This window comes from Streptomyces hyderabadensis, assembly GCF_020404845.1.
GTDB classification, from domain to species: domain Bacteria; phylum Actinomycetota; class Actinomycetes; order Streptomycetales; family Streptomycetaceae; genus Streptomyces; species Streptomyces hyderabadensis.
The window spans coordinates 150,397-165,050 of sequence record NZ_JAIOJZ010000012.1; the positions used below are offsets into that span (position 1 = coordinate 150,397).

At 75.7% G+C, this 14,654-nt stretch carries 14 protein-coding genes; 8 read left to right on the forward strand and 6 right to left on the reverse strand.

The genetic code is table 11. The features are described from left to right. Positions 1-69 precede the first annotated feature (69 nt). The gene (locus tag K7854_RS12335) at positions 70-1,110 is read right to left on the reverse strand and encodes an NAD-dependent epimerase/dehydratase family protein (RefSeq protein ID WP_226026477.1); all 1,041 of its coding nucleotides are present in this window, start codon (positions 1,108-1,110) and stop codon (positions 70-72) included. A gap of 367 nt (positions 1,111-1,477) precedes the next feature. Here K7854_RS12335 and K7854_RS12340 point away from each other — a divergent pair, with 367 nt between their 5' ends. Next, positions 1,478-2,833, forward strand: coding sequence for an MFS transporter (locus tag K7854_RS12340; protein WP_226026478.1), 1,356 nt, complete (start codon positions 1,478-1,480; stop codon positions 2,831-2,833). A gap of 48 nt (positions 2,834-2,881) precedes the next feature. Here K7854_RS12340 and K7854_RS12345 read toward each other — a convergent pair whose 3' ends face one another. Next, complete coding sequence (locus K7854_RS12345; RefSeq protein WP_226026479.1) at positions 2,882-3,409, reverse strand: hypothetical protein; 528 nt, start codon at positions 3,407-3,409, stop codon at positions 2,882-2,884. A 243-nt stretch (positions 3,410-3,652) separates the two neighbouring features. On the opposite strand from K7854_RS12345, the gene K7854_RS12350 reads away from it, so the two are divergent. Next, the gene (locus K7854_RS12350) at positions 3,653-4,978 is read left to right on the forward strand and encodes an SLC13 family permease (RefSeq protein ID WP_226026480.1); all 1,326 of its coding nucleotides are present in this window, start codon (positions 3,653-3,655) and stop codon (positions 4,976-4,978) included. Positions 4,979-5,038: 60 nt separating this feature from the next. On the opposite strand, the gene K7854_RS12355 is transcribed toward K7854_RS12350, so the two are convergent. Together K7854_RS12355 and K7854_RS12360 are read right to left on the reverse strand one after the other, a co-directional pair. Beyond that, on the reverse strand, positions 5,039-5,806 hold the full coding sequence (locus K7854_RS12355; RefSeq protein ID WP_226026481.1) for a maleylpyruvate isomerase family mycothiol-dependent enzyme: 768 nt from the start codon (positions 5,804-5,806) through the stop codon (positions 5,039-5,041). A 50-nt stretch (positions 5,807-5,856) separates the two neighbouring features. Next, positions 5,857-6,180, reverse strand: a complete 324-nt coding sequence (locus tag K7854_RS12360) for a hypothetical protein (protein WP_226026482.1) — start codon at positions 6,178-6,180, stop codon at positions 5,857-5,859. Between the two features lie 189 nt (positions 6,181-6,369). Between K7854_RS12360 and K7854_RS12365 the strand changes: the two genes are divergently transcribed. From K7854_RS12365 to K7854_RS12375, 3 genes are read left to right on the forward strand one after another with little or no spacing between them, the layout of a single operon-like run. Next, complete coding sequence (locus K7854_RS12365; RefSeq protein WP_226026483.1) at positions 6,370-7,038, forward strand: TetR/AcrR family transcriptional regulator; 669 nt, start codon at positions 6,370-6,372, stop codon at positions 7,036-7,038. A gap of 10 nt (positions 7,039-7,048) precedes the next feature. Next, positions 7,049-7,858, forward strand: coding sequence for an SDR family NAD(P)-dependent oxidoreductase (locus K7854_RS12370; RefSeq protein WP_226026484.1), 810 nt, complete (start codon positions 7,049-7,051; stop codon positions 7,856-7,858). A gap of 44 nt (positions 7,859-7,902) precedes the next feature. Beyond that, on the forward strand, positions 7,903-8,943 hold the full coding sequence (locus K7854_RS12375; RefSeq protein ID WP_226026485.1) for an NAD(P)-dependent alcohol dehydrogenase: 1,041 nt from the start codon (positions 7,903-7,905) through the stop codon (positions 8,941-8,943). A gap of 116 nt (positions 8,944-9,059) precedes the next feature. Here the strand turns inward: K7854_RS12375 and K7854_RS12380 are convergent, their stop codons facing one another. After that, positions 9,060-10,589, reverse strand: a complete 1,530-nt coding sequence (locus K7854_RS12380) for a helix-turn-helix domain-containing protein (RefSeq protein ID WP_226026486.1) — start codon at positions 10,587-10,589, stop codon at positions 9,060-9,062. 201 nt (positions 10,590-10,790) lie between these two features. On the opposite strand from K7854_RS12380, the gene K7854_RS12385 reads away from it, so the two are divergent. The 3 genes from K7854_RS12385 to K7854_RS12395 all read left to right on the forward strand — a co-directional run bounded on the left by K7854_RS12385 (position 10,791) and on the right by K7854_RS12395 (position 13,812). Further along, the gene (locus K7854_RS12385) at positions 10,791-11,411 is read left to right on the forward strand and encodes an L-threonylcarbamoyladenylate synthase (RefSeq protein WP_226026487.1); all 621 of its coding nucleotides are present in this window, start codon (positions 10,791-10,793) and stop codon (positions 11,409-11,411) included. A 51-nt stretch (positions 11,412-11,462) separates the two neighbouring features. After that, a complete protein-coding gene (locus K7854_RS12390) occupies positions 11,463-12,218 on the forward strand; it encodes a dienelactone hydrolase family protein (RefSeq protein WP_226026488.1) in 756 nt (251 codons plus the stop codon). 91 nt (positions 12,219-12,309) lie between these two features. Further along, positions 12,310-13,812, forward strand: a complete 1,503-nt coding sequence (locus K7854_RS12395) for a metallophosphoesterase family protein (protein ID WP_226026489.1) — start codon at positions 12,310-12,312, stop codon at positions 13,810-13,812. A 25-nt stretch (positions 13,813-13,837) separates the two neighbouring features. On the opposite strand, the gene K7854_RS12400 is transcribed toward K7854_RS12395, so the two are convergent. Continuing rightward, the coding region (locus tag K7854_RS12400; protein WP_226026490.1) for a TauD/TfdA dioxygenase family protein at positions 13,838-14,654 on the reverse strand (817 nt) is incomplete at its 5' end.

Sequence of the window (14,654 nt, forward strand, 5' to 3'; positions counted from 1 at the left end):
CGGGAGCGGCGGGGCCGGATCGTCCGGCGCGCCGGACGGATCGCACGGCTCGCCGGGCGGATCGGGTGCTCAGGCCCACCACTCCTCGCCCGTGCGCCGGTCCGTCGCCTCCTGCCCGCACGGTGCCGGGAAGGGCTCGGGCCGGCCGCGGAGGGCGGCGACGGTGCGTTCCAGGCCGTCCCGCCAGGTCACGCTCGGCAGCCAGCCGAAGATCTCGCGGGCGAAGCCGGTGACCGGCCGGGGCCGCGCGGGCCCGTCCTCCGCGTCCCCGGTGAAGGCCAGCGGCGAGTGGGAGCCGGTCAGCTCGATGACCCGGCGGGCGATCTCCGCGGCGGTGGGCTCCTCGTCGCCCCCGATGTCCACGGGCCGCACCGATCGCCCGGCCGCGACCAGGAGTACGCCGTCGACCATGTCGTCGACGTAGCACAGGGGGTGCGTGGCGCTGCCGTCGCCGGGGACGGTGACCGGCCGGCCGGCCAGGGCCGCTTCGATGAGGGCGGCCGGCGTGCCCCCGCCGTCCGCCCGCATGCCGGGTCCGTAGCCGTCGAACAGCCGGACGATCCCGGCGTTCGCGCCGTGGGCGCCCGCGTGCGCGGCGACCAGTGCCTCGGCGAACCGGACGGCCTCGGCGCAGGCCCGGTGCGGGCCGACCGGGTCGGCTCCGTCCGGGGCGTCGCCGCGGGCGTCGGGGGCCACCGGGGGCGAGGAGGCGAGCAGGAACCGCGCGCCGTCCCGGCCGGCGACGGCCAGCGCGGTACGGGTGCCCAGGCTGCCGGCGTCCAGGGCCGCCACCGGCCGGTCCGGCCGGGCGTCCGGGGAGGCGGGGCCCGCCAGGTGCAGGACCAGGTCGTAGGGGCCGGTGAGGTCGTCCGCGCAGCCGGGTGCGGAGATGTCCCGTTCCAGGAAGCGGAAGCCGGGGCGGCCCGCCAGGTGGGCCACCTTCTCGGCCCGCCCCGTGGAGAGGTTGTCCAGGCAGTCGACCTCGGCCCCCGCGTCGAGCAGCCGGGTGCACAGGTGGGAGCCGAGGAATCCGGCGCCGCCGGTCACCAGGACCCGGTCCCAGGGCGTGCGGGACTCTCCCCGTGGACCGAACGCCGCCATCGGCATCATGAGGACGACCTTTCTCCCTCGGAGCGCTGAACAGCGTGCCCCGGGTGCCCCGCCGAGGCACTCGCATGCTCCGGCGTCCGCCGGTGCGGCCGCACGCCGTGACCGCCGTCACGGCCGACGGGTGCGGCACCCGCCCGCGGGCCGCTGTGATCAAGCACACTCGGTCCGTCAAGTGCCCCGGGGCGGGGACGGTTGGCCCGTCCGGGCCGGGGGCGGGGGCGCGGACCGGCGACGACTCGCCGGTCCCTTCTGCCACGATGGTCGGCGCCGTGTCCGGATCGGTGGAACGACCGCGCAGCGCAGCCGGCCTACTCGTTCCCGTCCGTCTTCCCTTCGGGTCCCGCGACCCGCCTTCGAGTGGCGCACTGTGTCTTCTTCCTCCGTCTCCGCCCCGCCGCCCCCTGCCGCCCCGCCGTCCGGGCCGTCGGCGTCGCCCGGGCCTTCCGAGCCGTCCGCGTCGGCGTCCCGCTCGCCGTGGCGGTCCCTGCGGCACCGCAGCATGCGCTGGTGGTCGGTCGCGAACTTCGTGTCGAACGCCGGTACCTGGATGCAGCTCACCGTGCAGAACCTGCTGGTCCTGCAGATCACCGGCTCCGCCGCTGCGACGGGACTGTCGATGTCCGTGCAGGCCGCGCCCGCGCTGCTGATCAGCGTGTTCGGCGGTGCGGCCGTCGACCGCTGGCCGCGCAAGCTGACCGCCGCGGTCAGCCAGGCGCTGCTCGGGGCGGTCGCGTTCGTGACCGCGCTCATGGTGGCGCTCGACCGGCTCGACGTGACCTCGCTGATGGTGCTGGCCGCCGTCACCGGCGTGATCGCCACGGTCGACGGCCCGGCCTGTTCCCTGCTGGGCAACGACCTCGTGCCGCGCGAGGACGTGCCCTCCGCGATCGGGGTGGGCGCCCTGGTGCACCAGGCGGGCCGGCTCACCGGCGCCGCGCTCGCCGGTGTGACGGTCGGTTTCCTCGGCACGGCCGCCGCGTACGCCGCCAACGGGCTGTCGTTCCTCTTCGTGGCCTCGGTCATCCCCTTCCTGCGCCCGGCCCGGGGTGCGGTCAGGCATACCGGGGCGGCCGAGGACCGGGGCACGAAGGACACCATGAGCGTGCGCGAGGGGCTGGCCTTCTTCGCCCGCCGCCCCCGGCTGCTGGCGCTGGCCGGTGTCACCGGGGTCAGCGCGGTCTTCGGGCGCAACTACCAGCTGACCCTGGCCGTGCTGGTCACCGGGCCGCTCGCGGGCGGCGCGGGGTCCTTCGGCACCGTCTCCACGGTGCTGGCGGCCGGCGGCATCGTCGGTGCCGTCCTGGGCGCCCGGCTGCGCCGCCCCTCGGTACGGCTGGTGGGCGCGCTGGCGGCGGCGGGCGGGCTGCTCCAGGTGGTGGCGGGCATGTCGCCGTCACTGGCCGTCCTGCTGGTGATGGTGCTGCCCATGGCCGTCGTGGAGTCCGTCTCCGACACGGCCGGTACGGCGGTGCTCCAGACCGATCCGCCCGCGCACCTGCGGGGCCGGGTGCTCGGGGTGTGGGGCAGCATCGGCACGGTGTGGAGCCTGGGCGGGCCGCCCGCACTGGGCCTCCTGATGGAGCTGGCCGGTGCCCGCGGCGCCCTGATCGCGGGCGGACTGATCATCGCCGGCACGATCGGCGCGGGCCACCTCCTGCGCGAACGCCGGGTGGCGGCGGTGCCGCGGGTGTCCCCGGTGGCCAACCTGGAGACGGCTGCCTGAGGGACGGGCCGGGACCGGCCGGAAGTCCCGGGCCCCGTCCCGCGCGGGTCAGGCGACGAGGGCCTGGCCCGGGTCCAGCCGGGCCGTGAGCCCGGCACGGTGCAGGGCGGCGACGGGGGCGACGAGGTCGGGATGGCGCAGCAGCGCCGCCGCCCGGCGGTCGGCGTCGTCGGGGGCCAGCAGGCGGCGGAACTCCGCCGGTGTCCCGGCCGAGGGGCCGCCCTCGGCCAGCGCGGCCACGGCCGGTCCGGCGAGCGCCGGGTCGGTCAGCAGGCAGGCCGCCCAGCTCGCGACGACCTCGTCCACCCAGGTCCGCCACGCGTCCGCGTCCGGGTCGGCGGGCGTCGCGCGGTCGGCACCGGTGATCCAGTCCAGCCGGGCGGAACCCCCGGGGCCCGCCACGCCCAGCAGGGCCACGTCCATCGGGGTCGGGTAGCGCAGCCGGGCCGCTGCCGTCACGGCCTGCCGGGCCTGCACCTCGCACAGGGCGTCGGCCAGGGCGCCGCCGGACGCCGGATAGGCGCGGGTGAGCCACTGCGCGGTCGCCGCGATGACGGGAGAGAGATCTGTGTGCACTGCCGGGCCGTCCGAACTGCTCGTGGTGGGGAACACGGGGTCCGTGGAAACCGTAGCCCGCGCCGCGCCGCGCGGAACATGGCCCGGCTCCCGCCCCGGGCGTGGCCTCGGCCACACCCCGCCCTGCGGGCCCCGCCCCGGCCCGGGGATGCGACCCTGGAGCGGGTTCGCCGATCACCGGGTTCCCGCCCGGATCACCGGTGTGGAGGAGAAGTCCTGAGTACCGCCGTCCTCTCCGAGGCCGTGCCCGTCGTCCTGCTGCTGGGCGTCCTGGCCTTCGCCGTGCTGCGCCCGCGGGGGCTGCCGGAGGCGGTGGCCGCCGTGCCCGCCGCGGTGCTGGTGGTGGCGCTCGGCCTGGTGTCACCGCACCGGGCGTGGGAGCAGACCCGTACGCTGCTGCCGGTCGTGGTCTTCCTCGCGCTGGTGCTGATGCTGGCGTACCTGTGCGCGAAGGAGGGCCTGTTTGAGGCCGTCGGCGCGGCCGTGGCCCGCCGGTGCGGCGGCAGTCCGCGGCGGCTGCTGGCCGGGGTGTTCGCCGTGGCCTGCGCGGTCACGGCCGTGCTCAGTCTGGACGCCACCGCGGTTCTGCTCACCCCCGTGGTGCTGGCCACCGCCTCCCGGGCGGGTGCGCGGGCCCGCCCGCACGTGTACGCGACGGCGCACCTGGCGAACTCCGCCTCGCTGCTCCTGCCGGTCTCCAATCTGACCAACCTGCTGGCGTTCACGGCCAGTGGGCTGACCTTCACCCGGTTCGCCGCGCTGATGGCGCTGCCCTGGCTGGCCGCGATCGCCGTGGAGTACGTGGTGTTCCGGCGCTTCTTCCGCGCGGACCTGGCCGAGCCGGTGTCCGTGGTCCCCGCGCGCGTCGGCCCCGTCCCCGTCCCTCCCGGACCCGCCGGCCCGGTGGCCGCGCGGACGCCGGGCGGCGCCCCCGGTGACGGGCCGGGCCCGGCGGCCGCGCCGCCCGCGGTGCCGCGTTTCACGGTGGTCGTCGTGGCCCTGACCCTGGCCGGGTTCGCGGTGGCCTCGCCCGCCGGGGTAGACCCCGCCTGGGCGGCGCTCGGCGGTGTGCTGGTGCTCGGGGTGCGGGCGCTGGCCCGGCGCCATGTCACGCCCCGGGAGCTGGTGGGCGCCGCCGCGCCGCTGTTCTGCCTGTTCGTCCTGGCCCTCGGCATCGTGGTGCAGGGAGTGGTGACGGGCGCGCCGGCGACCGGGCTCGGGCGGCTGCTGCCGGACGGGGACTCGCTGCCGGCCCTGCTCGGGGTGGCGGCCCTCGCCGCGGTGCTGGCCAACCTGGTCAACAACCTGCCGGCCGTGCTCGCGCTGCTCCCGCTGGCCGCGCCCGGCGGACCGGCCCCGGTCCTCGCCGTGCTGATCGGCGTGAACCTGGGTCCCAACCTGACCTACGTCGGTTCGCTGGCGACCCTGCTGTGGCGTCGCATCCTGCACCGGCACGGCGTCGAGGTGGAGCTGGGCCGGTTCACCGTGCTGGGGCTGCTCACCGTGCCGGCCGCGGTCGCCGCGTCGACGGTGGCCCTGTGGGGGGCGGTACGCCTCATCGGCGCCTGACGACCGGTACGCCTCACCGGTGCCCGGCGCCCGGGGCGCCGCCGGGTGCCGGGCGCCGGCTCACTGGGTCGCGACGACCAGGCAGCGCCTCAGTTCCGCCACGGCCCGGGGATCGCCCTCGACCGTGACACCGCGGTCCCCGTCGGCGCCCGCCCGGTTCCAGAGCGACCGCAGCACGCCCTCCGGTGAGCCGCTCAGCGTCACGTCGGCCGTGCCGTCGCCCGCGCCGTCCGTGACGGTGAACTCGCCCGGTCCGGTCCGCACCCGCCAGGCCGCCTCGTCACCGGCCCGCACCAGGAACGTGTGCCCCGGCGAGCCGTCCAGGATCTCGGTGAAGTACTCGCCCCACTCGGCCACGGCGTACCCGGCGAAGACCTTGAGCAGTTCGTCGACCCCGTCCACGGCGAGGTCGTCCGGTACGGCGGTGACGGGCGCCCCGGTGGCCAGTTCGGCGTCGATGCGGTGGACGACGGTCTCCTGCGCCATCCGCCGGATCCAGAAGCCGACGCTCTGGTCGGGGCCGTACCAGGTGCCGGCCGGGTCCTCGGGGGCGCGGGTGGCGAACTCGGCGCGCAGCGCGGTGTAGCCCCGGTCGAGCAGCGCCGTCGGCGCCTCGTCGGCGAACTCCCTGGGCGGCCAGGGCTCGGGCTCGGCGCCGTCGCGCATGGCGGCGGTCTTGTGCAGGTACACCTCGCCGACGTGGCGGGTCAGGTCGGCGACCGTCCAGCCGGGGCAGGTGGGCACCGGGGCGTCGGCGTCGGTGCCGACGACGGTCCGCAGCCGGTCGTGGTCGGCGGCGAGGCAGTCGAGGAAGCGGGAGAACTCCATGCCGTCGAGCCAAACACAGGTTCAGATCGGGGGCACGGTGTTTTCCCCGCTCACCACGCCGGGCTGGGTACCGCGGGGCGGCGGACCGCTTCGGCGGCGTCCCGCAGGTGCAGGGCGACGGAGATCAGGGCGCGCAGCGCGGAGGGGCGCAGGCTCTGGGCGCTCTCGGCGGCCAGCACCAGCAGACAGCCCGCGGCCTGCTCGACGACCGGGACGGAGAACGCGAAGTCGTCGCCGTCGGCGCCACGGAAGGCGCGCCACGGCGTGGCGGCACCGTCGATGGCCTTGTGCACCGCCTGTTCGAGGTGGTGCGCGGCCTGCTGGCACACGGAGGCAGGCAGGACGATGGTGCGATGGAAGGCTGAACTGGTCATAGTCCCATTGCTCCCCCGCGCCCCGGGGGTCCGATCGGCGCACCGGGCGGTTTTCACCGGGTCGGCCGCAGCCGGGCCACGACACGACCACGCCACGATCCCGGGGCTCCCCCTAGATGTCCCGACGGGTCACATGTCTCAGTGCGTCATGTGTCCCATTGAGACATTTTCAGGTGTACGCTCGGACGCATGACGGCAACGAAGCCCTCCCCCGCCACCGAGGACCGGCGGCAGCGCAAGGCGCGGCAGACCCGCGACGCGCTGGCCACCGCCGCCTGCGACCTGATCCTGGAGCGCGGTCCGGCGGCGACCACGGTGGAGGCGATCGCCGAGCGCGCGGACGTCACCCGCCGCACGTTCAGCCGGCACTTCGCCGGGAAGGAGGACGCGGCGCTCGACTTCGTCCGCCGGGACGGCGACCGGATCAACGCGCTGCTGCGGTCCCGCCCCGCCGAAGAGCCGCCGCTGCTCGCCTATCGCAGGGCCGTGCGGGACTGGCTCGACGACCGGGAGGACCCGGCGTGGCACGTGCGGCCGCGGATGCGCCGCCTGCTGGCCCTGGCCGACACCGAGCCCGGGCTGTTCGCCGCCTACCAGCGCATCCGGGTCGACGCCCAGGAGGAGTCGATCCGCATCGTCGCCGCCCGGCTCGGCAGCGACGACGCCCGGGACGTGCGCCCGGCCGTCGTCGTCGACGCCGCCGCCGGGGTCCTGATCGCCGCCCTGCGCCTGTGGGCGCGCGGCGTTGAGGGGGACTCGGGAGCCGCAGACCTCGCCGCCCTCGTGGAGCGGGCCTACGACGCCCTGACCTCGGAGGCCGCGGCCGCGACCCCCGACAGCACCACCACCGAAGAGTGAGAACAGCACCATGAGCACCAACGGCACCACTGGCACCACCCCCGCCAACGCTCCCGCCTCCGGCCACGCCGCCGAGTTCGCCGGACGTACCGCCCTCGTCACCGGCGCCGCCTCCGGCATCGGCCTGGCCACCGCCCGCCGGCTCGGCGCCGGCGGCGCCCGGGTCGTCGTCGCCGACTACAACGCCGAGGGCGCCGAGAAGGCCGCCGCCGAGCTGCGGGCCGAGGGCGTCGAGGCCGCCGCCGTCGAACTGGACGTCACCCGTCCGGAGTCCGCCGAGGCGGCCGTCAAGTTCGCCGTCGACACCTACGGCTCGCTGGACCTCGCCGTCAACAACGCCGGCATCGGCGGCCCCAGCGCCCCGACCGGCGAGTACGACGTGGCGGCCTACCAGCGCGTCGTACACACCAACCTCGACGGCGTCTTCTACTCGATGCGCTACGAACTGCCCGCGATGGAGGCGGCCGGCAAGGGCGGCGCCATCGTCAACGTCGCCTCCATCCTCGGCTCGGTCGGCTTCGCCGGCTCCCCCGCCTACGTCGCCGCCAAGCACGGTGTGGTCGGGCTGACCAAGGCGGCCGCCGCCGAGTACGCCGCCCGGGGCATCCGGATCAACGCGGTCGGCCCGGGCTTCATCGACACCCCGCTGCTGAAGACCATGGACCAGGCCGCCTACGACGGCCTGGTCGCCCTGCACCCGGCCGGCCGCCTCGGACGCGCCGAGGAGGTCGCCGAGCTGATCGCCTTCCTGCTGTCGGACCGCGCGTCCTTCGTCGCCGGCAGCTACCACCTGGTCGACGGCGCCTACACCGCCGTCTGACCAGCACCCGCCCGCCCGGGGGGAGAGAACAAAGGAGTTCGACCATGAAGGCACTGCAGTACCGCACCATCGGGGCCCCGCCCGAGGTGGTCACGGTCCCCGACCCGGAGCCCGGCCCCGGCCAGGTGCTGTTGAAGGTGACCGCCGCCGGAGTCTGCCACTCCGACATCGCGGTGATGAGCTGGCCCGCCGAGGGCTTCCCGTACGAGCTGCCGCTCACCCTCGGGCACGAGGGCGTCGGCACCGTGGCCGCGCTCGGCGCCGGTGTGACCGGGCTCGCCGAGGGCGACGCGGTCGCCGTGTACGGCCCCTGGGGCTGCGGCACCTGCGCCAAGTGTGCGGAGGGCAAGGAGAACTACTGCCTGCGCGCCGACGAGCTGGGCATCCGCCCGCCCGGACTCGGCCGTCCGGGTTCGATGGCGGAGTACCTGCTGATCGACGACCCCCGGCACCTGGTCCCGCTGGACGGGCTCGACCCGGTCGCGGCGGTCCCGCTCACCGACGCCGGACTGACGCCGTACCACGCGATCAAGCGGTCGCTGCCCAAGCTGGTCCCCGGCTCGACCGCGGTGGTCATCGGCACCGGCGGTCTCGGCCACGTCGCCATCCAGCTGCTGCGCGCCCTGACGTCCGCCCGGGTGGTCGCCCTGGACGTCAGCGAGGAGAAGCTGCGGCTGGCCCGCGAGGTGGGCGCGCACGAGGCGGTGCTGTCGGACGCGAAGGCCGCGGACGCGGTGCGCGAGATCACCGGCGGTCTGGGCGCCGAGGCCGTGTTCGACTTCGTCGGCGTGGCGCCCACCGTGAAGACCGCCGGAGCCGTCGCGGCCGTCGAGGGCGATGTCACCCTGGTCGGCATCGGCGGCGGTTCGCTGCCCGTCGGCTTCGGCATGCTGCCGTTCGAGGTGTCGGTCAACGCCCCGTACTGGGGCAGCCGCAGCGAGCTGATCGAGGTGCTGAACCTGGCCCGTTCGGGTGCCGTGTCGGTGCACACCGAGACGTACTCCCTGGACGACGCCCCGCTCGCCTACGAGCGGCTGCACGAGGGCAAGGTCAACGGCCGCGCGGTGATCCTGCCGCACGGCTGAGGGCCGAGGGGGCGCGACCGGTCCCCCGTTCCGGTCGTGCCCCCGTCCCGCCGAACCTACGTGGACGGGTCCGCCGTTGTGAATCGTGCCGGTGCCCGCTGCCGGGCCCCGGGGACTCACTCGTGCACAGGTGAGTCCGGATGACCCGGTTTCGTCCCGTGCAGGACCGGCTGGTCGAGGTCCCCGGCCGCCAGATGGGCCAGTACCACCTCGTACAGGTCGCCGCCGGCGGCGAGCAGCTGGCGTTCGAGCACGGGCTCGGCGCTGCGGACGTGCTCACGGACGGTCTGCGCGTGCATGCCGAGCCGCTGGGCGGCGCGCTCGGCGTTTCCGCCGGCGGCGATCCAGGTGCGCAGGGTGCGCCGCAGGTCCCGGCCGTCCGGGTCCAGGCGGCCGAGCAGCTCGACCGCCCAGGTGCGCAGCGCGGGCCCGGACAGCAGGTCGGCGAGCCGGGCGGCGCCGGCCCGGGCGCCGGCGCCCGGCGGGGGTTCGGCGAGGCCCACCTGGACGTTCAGGGCCAGGTGGACGGCGGCCCGGGCGGTCAGGTCGGCGAAGTCCGTGCGCAGCAGCGACTCGACCCGGCCCATACGGGCGCGGACCGTGTTGCGGCTGACGCCGAGGACCTTCGCCGCGTTGACGGCGGTGAACTCCAGGCCGAGCCGGGTGGTGGCCAGCAGTTCGGCGCGGGTGTGGTGCGACAGGCCGTCGAGCGGGCTGAGCACCCCGGCCGTCCAGTCGTGCAGCACCGCCGGGTCCATCAGCCGCTCGGGATGGGTCCGCTCGGCGTACCGGGCCGCCCTTCCCGGCCGGAACCGGGCCACGGCCAGGGCGCTGACGGCCTGTCCGTAGGCCGCCGCGGTGCGGGCGAGTCCCTGCCGGGCGCTGCCGCCGACGAACACCCCGGGGCGGCGGGCGACCAGCGAGCACAGCTCCTGTCCGGCCGTGTCGCGCGGGGCGAGCACGATGACGTGTCCGTCGACCGCCGGGCACCGCACGACCAGCGCCCGCTCCCCCGTCGCCGACAGGCACTCCTCGGCGAGGCGGTCCCGTGCGGCGGGGCTGCTCTCCACGACGTACACGCACGCCGTGTCGGTGTCGAGGAGGCCGGGCCAGAGCCCGGCGGCCACGCGGCGGGCGGAGACGGTGTCCGCCACCATCAGCAGCTGCAGGATGGCCAGGCGCAGGTCGGCGGTGGCCCGCCGCAGCCGCTGCCCGGCCGCGGTCGACTCGTGGCCGGCCAGCAGCAGCTCCAGCACCTGGGCGGCGTGCGTGACGATGTCGGACAGGCTCCGGTCGAAGGGCCGTGCGCGGGCCACCACGAGGACGGCGGCCGGCGCCGGACCGGACCGCTCCACGCGGACGAGCCGCAGATGGCGGCCCCGGTCCTCCAGCGCGGCGGAGGCGATCCGGCCGGAGGTGACGTCGGCGACCAGCGTCTCGTCCAGTTCGACACGGGTGCCGGCCAGCAGCCGGCCGGTGCCGTCCCGCAGCGAGACGGTCGCGTGCGCGGTGCCGCCGAGCCAGGCCACCACCCGGTTCAGGTCACGCCCGGCCGGCCGCAGGTGCTCCAGCAGTTCCTGCGCCCATCCCGCCTGTTCCCCGGCCCCGGACGTCCGCTGCCGTCCGTCGCCCTCTCGGCCCGCCACGTCGGCCTTCTCCTCGTCTCGCCCGTCCCCGGCCCAGGCCGGGGACGTTACCCCATGGCACTGTGCGCGGGCCCCGTCCGGAGCCGGCGGCCGGGCCGCGCCGGGCCCGTCGGGCGGGGGCGGGCCTGTCGGACGGGGCGGACCTGTCGGACGGGGGCGGGCCTGTCGGGCGGGGCGGGCGAGCGGGCATAAGCTCGGTGAATGGCGAAGTACTTCGACGTGCACCCCGACAACCCCCAGCCCCGCAGCATCGCCCAGGTCGCCGACAGCATCCGCTCCGGTGCGCTGATCGCGTATCCGACGGACTCCTGCTACGCGCTGGGCTGCCGCCTGGGCAGCCGCGACGGCATCGACCGCATCCGGTCGATCCGCCGCCTGGACAACCGGCACCACTTCACCCTGGTCTGCCAGGACTTCGCCCAGCTCGGGCAGTTCGTGCAGATCGACAACGACGTGTTCCGGGCGATCAAGGCGTCGACACCCGGCAGTTACACCTTCATCCTGCCCGCCACGCGGGAGGTGCCGCGGGCGCTGCAGCACCCGAAGAAGAAGACCGTGGGCGTACGCATCCCCGACCACGTCGTCACCCAGGCGCTCCTGGCCGAGCTGGGCGAACCGCTGCTGTCCAGCACGCTGTTGCTGCCCGACGAGGAGGAGCCGATGACCCAGGGCTGGGAGATCAAGGACCGGCTCGACCACGTGCTGGACGCGGTCGTCGACTCCGGGGACTGCGGCACCGAGCCGACCACGGTCGTCGACTTCTCCGGCGGCGAGGCGGAGATCGTACGGCGGGGCGCGGGCGACACGACCCGGTTCGAGTAGCCGGACCGTCCGCACCACCGCCTCAGTCACCGAGAAAGGCAGACCACGTACATGACCGCCACAGTCGGAACCGCCGTGGACATCCCCACCGCCGACGGCACCGCCGACGCCTACCTGACCCACCCGGCCGACGGGGGGCCGCGTCCCGCGGTCCTGCTGTACATGGACGCGTTCGGGCTGCGCCCGTCCCTGCGGGCGATGGCCGACCGGCTGGCCGGCGCCGGGTACACCGTCCTGGTGCCGAACGTCTTCCACCGCAGCGGACGGACGCCCGTCGTGGAGCTGCCGGAGTTCATCGACCCGCGGGCACGGCCGGAGATCTTCGAGCGGCTCGGTCCGGTCATGCGGTCGCTGACCCCGGACCGGGCGATGCGGGACGCCGACGCCTGGCTGCGGTGGCTGGCCGACCTGCCGGAGGCGGCCGACGGCCCGGTCGCGCTCGTGGGCTACTGCATGGGCGCCGGGCTCGCCCTGCGTACCGCGGGCACGTTCCCGGACCGGGTGGCCGCGGTGGCCGGGTTCCACGGCGCGAACCTGGCGACGGACGGGCCGGACAGCCCGCACCTGGTGGCCGGGGACATCACCGCCGAGGCGTACTTCGCCCACGCCGACCAGGACCCGGGCATGGACGCCGAGCAGCAGGAGCGCCTGGCGGCGGCCCTGACGGCGGCCGGGGTACGGCACCGCTGCGAGGTCTACCCCGGCGCCCACCACGGCTACACGCAGGCCGACACCGCGGCCTACGACGCCGAGGCGACCGAGCGGCACTGGGCGGCCCTGCTCGACCTCCTGAAGCGCACGGTGTGACCCGGGCGGGCGCCAAACCGCCCCCGGCGGGCGGGAGTCGGCGGGCCTTCCCCGCTGCGGCCCGGTGTCCGGGCGTTGTTACCGTGCCCGGGTGTCCAACTCCTCACGCGATTCCGCCGAGGGCGCCGGCTGGGGCTCCGCCGAGCCCGGCGCCTACCGGGCGCTCATGCCGCCGCGCACCGAGAAGCTGTCCTGGCTGAACCCGAGCACCCTGTGGGCGGCCCGCAACGGCGTACTGGCCTCCTGGCTCGGCGACCCCACGGGCCACACCCGCTCCCGCTGGGTGGCGCGGCGCGCGGCGGCCGGGGCACCGGCCGACAAGGTGATCCGGCGCGACGACCCCGACCGGTTCTCCTTCCTGGTCGTCGGCGACACCGGAGAGGGCGACGATCCCCAGTACGCCGTCGTGCCGGGGCTGTTGAAGGCGGGCCGGGACACCCGGTTCGCGGTGCTCGCGAGCGATGTGATCTACCCGGTGGGCAGCGCCGACGACTACGGCACCAAGTTCTTCCGTCCCTACCGCGACTACCGGGCGCCCATCTACGCGATACCGGGCAACCACGACTGGTACGAGGACCTCGGCGGTTTCATGCGCGTCTTCTGCGACGACACCGAGCCCCTGCCGCCGCCGCCCGCACCGCGCCCGTTCTCCCGCGCCCGGCTGCGCTCCCTGCTGTGGCACCGGCCGCGCCCGGACGACGGCCGCGACCTGGACGAGGCGCGCAAGCTGCGTTCGGCGCCCGAGCAACTGGCCGCGCAGCCCGGACCGTACTGGGCCGTCGACGCCGGTCCGGTGCGGATCGTCGGCATCGACACGGGGCTGCTGGGCACCGTCGACGCCGAGCAGGGCGCCTGGCTGCGCGAGGTGTCGGCGGGCGACCGGCCGAAGATCCTCGTCACCGGCTCGCCCCTGTACGTGGACGGCGAGCACCACCCGTGCGCCATCGAGGGCGGCGGCACGGTCGACGACCTCGTGCGCGACCCCGCCCACCGCTACGTCGCGGCGATCGGCGGCGACATCCACAACTACCAGCGCTATCCGGTCGACGTGGACGGCCGCACCGTGCAGTACGTCGTGGCGGGCGGCGGGGGTGCCTTCATGCACGCCACCCACACCATTCCGCGCGTCTCGGTGGCGGGCGTCACCGAGGACGACTTCCGCTCCTATCCGCTGCGCGGCGACTCGCTCGCGTTCTACAGCGCGCTGTACGGCCGCCGGCTGCGGCTGCGGCGCCTGCTGACCCTCACGGAGGCCGAGGCGACGGCCGTGATCGCCGAACGCCTCGGCATCCGCACCGGACGCGCCCCGGGCGGCGGCGCACGGGTCACCCCTCGAACCCGGATCGTCGCCGGGCTGCTCGGCACCGCGCGGCGGCCCGAACGCCGCAAGCGGTTCCGGCTGCCCGTGCGCAAGCTCTACACGTCGGTGTTCTCGCCGGGTTCGGCGACGTACAGCCCGCCCTTCTTCAAGTGCTTCCTGCGTCTGGACGTGACACCGGAGGCGGTCCGGCTGCGCTGCTACGCGGCCACCGGCAACCGGGCCCAGGAGGAGGACCCGCCGGTCGAGGACGAGGTGACGATCCCCCTCGTGTGACCGCCGGCCCCGCCGGGGCCCTGCCTCACCAGCGGCCCGCCTCGCTGCCGACGACGGGCTCGGACGGGGTGCCGTCGACCCCCACCGGCACGTCGCCGGTGAGCATCACCCGGTGCATGGTCCTGGGATGGCCGAGGTGGGCGGTGTCGCCGGGGGCGAGGTGGATGGTGGCGCGGTTGTCCCAGAAGGCGACGCTGCCGGGCTCCCAGCGGAAGCGGACGGTGTACTCGGGGCGGGTGGCCTGCTCGACGAGGAGTTCCAGGATCGCCGCGCTCTCGGGGCGGGAGAGCCCGGTGATCTGTTCGACGTAGTAGCCGTTGACGAACAGCACCCGCTCCCCCGTCTCGGGGTGGACGCGGACCAGCGGGTGCACGGACGCGGTCTGGTGCTCCAGGAGGTGCCGGACATAGGCGTCGTCGCCGGGCCGGGGCTGGTAGCCGACACCGAGCCGGTGCTCGGCGCGCAGCGTGTCGACGAAGCCGCGCAGCGGGGCGGACAGCCCGGCGTAGGCGGCGGCGAGGTTCGCCCAGGTGGTGTCGCCACCGTAGGGGGGCACCGTCTCGGCGCGCAGGATCGTGGCCGCCGGCGGGTCGACGCGGGCGCCGTGGTCGCAGTGCCAGCCGCGCAGCAGCGTGTGGCGCCGGCGCCGCAGCCACTCCTCGTGCTCCATCCCGAACCGGCCGCCCAGCTCCAGCCGGTCGGCGGTCGTCTCGATCTCCGGGAAAGCGGCCGGGGAGGCCTTGCCGCGCCGGGGCAGGACGACCGGCTCGCCGAAGAGGCGGGGGGGCGGCCCCGGGCCGGGGGGGGGGGGGCGGCGGGGGGGTGGGAGAGGGGCGGGGGGG